General features: G+C 40.5%; 3 protein-coding genes. 2 read left to right on the plus strand and 1 reads right to left on the minus strand.

Going from position 1 to position 2,381, the window contains the following annotated elements:
- Positions 1–749 (plus strand): SMP-30/gluconolactonase/LRE family protein (locus H6S82_RS29320; RefSeq protein WP_191057184.1); only part of this gene is annotated, 749 nt, incomplete at its 5' end.
- Here H6S82_RS29320 and H6S82_RS29325 read toward each other — a convergent pair.
- Positions 736–1,836 (minus strand): nucleotidyltransferase family protein, encoded by a 1,101-nt coding sequence (locus H6S82_RS29325; protein WP_190466417.1) that lies wholly within the window; start codon positions 1,834–1,836, stop codon positions 736–738. The two genes, H6S82_RS29320 and H6S82_RS29325, sit on opposite strands and share 14 nt — an antisense overlap.
- Positions 1,837–1,874: 38 nt before the next feature.
- On the opposite strand from H6S82_RS29325, the gene H6S82_RS29330 reads away from it, so the two are divergent.
- Positions 1,875–2,381, plus strand: a 507-nt coding sequence (locus H6S82_RS29330) for a nucleotidyltransferase family protein (RefSeq protein WP_191057185.1), incomplete at its 3' end; no start/stop codon positions are given.

Here is a 2,381-nt window from a genome sequence, read left to right on the forward strand (position 1 = left end):
TCCTATTTAGCGATATTCCTGCTAACAAAATTTTCCAACTGACTCCTGATGGTAAGTTAACCATCTTTAGAGAACCTAGTAATAATTCCAACGGTTTGACTAGAGACAAACAAGGCAGATTAATTGCTTGCGAACACGGTACGCGCCGAGTTACCCGCACCGAAAAAGATGGTTCAATTACCGTATTAGTCGATAAATTCCAAGGCAAAAAATTGAATAGTCCTAATGATGTTGTCGTCAAAAGTGACGGCGCGATTTATTTTACCGACCCTCCTTATGGCATCAAACCCGAACAGCAAGAACAACCAATTCAAGGAGTTTACCGCCTTACTTCTGATGGCAACGAAATTATTGTCGTAGCCGATGATTTTAATAAACCCAATGGTTTGGCATTTTCACCTGATGAAAAAAAGCTTTATATCGATGATTCAGAACGCCGACATATCCGAGTTTTCGACGTACAAGCGGATGGAACGCTGGCTAACGATCGCATTTTTTACGATATGAATATTAAGCAAGCAGGTTTACCTGATGGGATGAAAGTAGACGTGCAGGGACATATTTATTGTACCGGAGCGGGAGGCGTGTGGGTGTTCGATCGCGAAGGCAATCATCTAGGAACAATAGTTACTCCCGAACAACCAGCAAATTGTGCTTGGGGAGATCGAGATTGGCAAAGTCTTTATATCACGGCTCAAACTTCGGTCTACAAAATTAGAGTAAACATTCCCGGCATCAGCTTTGCTTAATAGTTGACGCTCCTATTCGCTGCAACCGATTTTTTATTCCCAGATAAGATAGGTATGACAACCGACGACCGTAATCAATTTTATCCTGCAAACGTTCCCTGACTCCAAAAGGAAAAAAGAATAATTTTTGCACTTTTTCGAGCGTGCTATCGGAACTATAAAAAAGCCATTGTTGCAGTTTGGATGAAAGTATTTTAATCAACCGATCGCCTTGCAATCTTCGTTCTATTTCGCTGGGAATTTTAGCATCTAAAAGTTGCTTGGCTAAGAGCAAACTCACCAACAGCATTCGTTCGCTACCTAAAGTTTTAGCTTGCTTGATAATTCGTCCCCAATCCAACTGTTGATGAGAGCGAATCAATTCAGCGATATCGCAGATTTGAGAAAGCTTTTGCTCTTGTTCCCAAGAATCTTTTGCTATTTGCAAGGCAAGAATAATCAATAAATCTTCCGTGGAAATAGTATTTACCGTTGTACCGATAATAGATATAAGCTCTAGACGTTGCCACAATTCCTCGAAATCGAGTAAAAGAGGAAAGTATTGCGGGGCGATTCTTTGATGGAGGTCTACATTAACTTTATTTTTATTATTTATCCAACTTTCTTCCCACTCAAATGTTAAATCTGGGTGGTATCCTTGAGAAATCAGTAGTTCTTTGGCTCTGGAAAAGTCCTGCGGCTGAACTAAAATATCTAAATCTCCGAACTGCCTGAGCGATAGGTTGCCATAAATGGCAGCAGTCAGGGCTGCTCCTTTGTAGGTGATGGCGGGAATTTGATGCTTTTCAAATAAATTTAGAAGTTTTAGCAATTCTTTCGTCAGGGACATATTTCGGAGCGCATTGGCGCGGTAATCGTTGCGAAGCCGATCGAAAATTGGCTGTGGCACTGCTTCCGGACAAATGCTGGAAAGATTGTGGTACAAAAGTGGCTTGGTGGCGTGTCGGGATGCTATTTCTATTAAATATTTCCAGTCAATATTTCCATTAAGTATTGTTTTGATTCGTTCCGCTATTGCACTATCTATGCTAGTTCTAGCACAACAGAGCAGAAGATCGATTTCTGGACTCGGTTTTTTAGCTTTCATTTCCTGAGTTTTTACCTTTTGAATGATTTACAAGCCTTATGAATTATAGAAACGATCGAAAATTTGAGTGGGTCACTTCCGAGCAGGAATTGCTTTTGCTGGCTGCCCTCCAGCAAGGAAAAGATGCGACTGATGCTTGGCAGCAATGGAAGACAACTGTGGATATTGAGGATATCGATCCAGAATCTTATCGGTTGCTACCATTACTGTATCGCAATTTATCTGTTCATGGTGTAGAAGATTCTGAGATGGTAAGATTGAAGGGTGTCTACCGTCGTAGATGGTATGAAAATCAACTCTTAGTTTCTAAAATTACCGAACTTCTACGTTATTTTCAAGATGCTGCGATCGAGACACTAATTCTTAAAGATGTTGCGTTGCTTTTACATTATTACCAAGATGATGGGCTTCATCCCATAGATATTTTTGATATTTTTGTGCGCTGGGCAGATGGAGATGCCGCGATCGCTTTATTGAATAAGTTGGGCTGGAAGTTAAAAGAAAAAGCGCCAGATAAAATTTTATCTAAGTTGTCTGTGATTACC

The organism is Planktothrix sp. FACHB-1355 (assembly GCF_014748295.1).
In the GTDB taxonomy this organism is placed as follows: Bacteria; Cyanobacteriota; Cyanobacteriia; order Cyanobacteriales; family Aerosakkonemataceae; genus Aerosakkonema; species Aerosakkonema funiforme_A.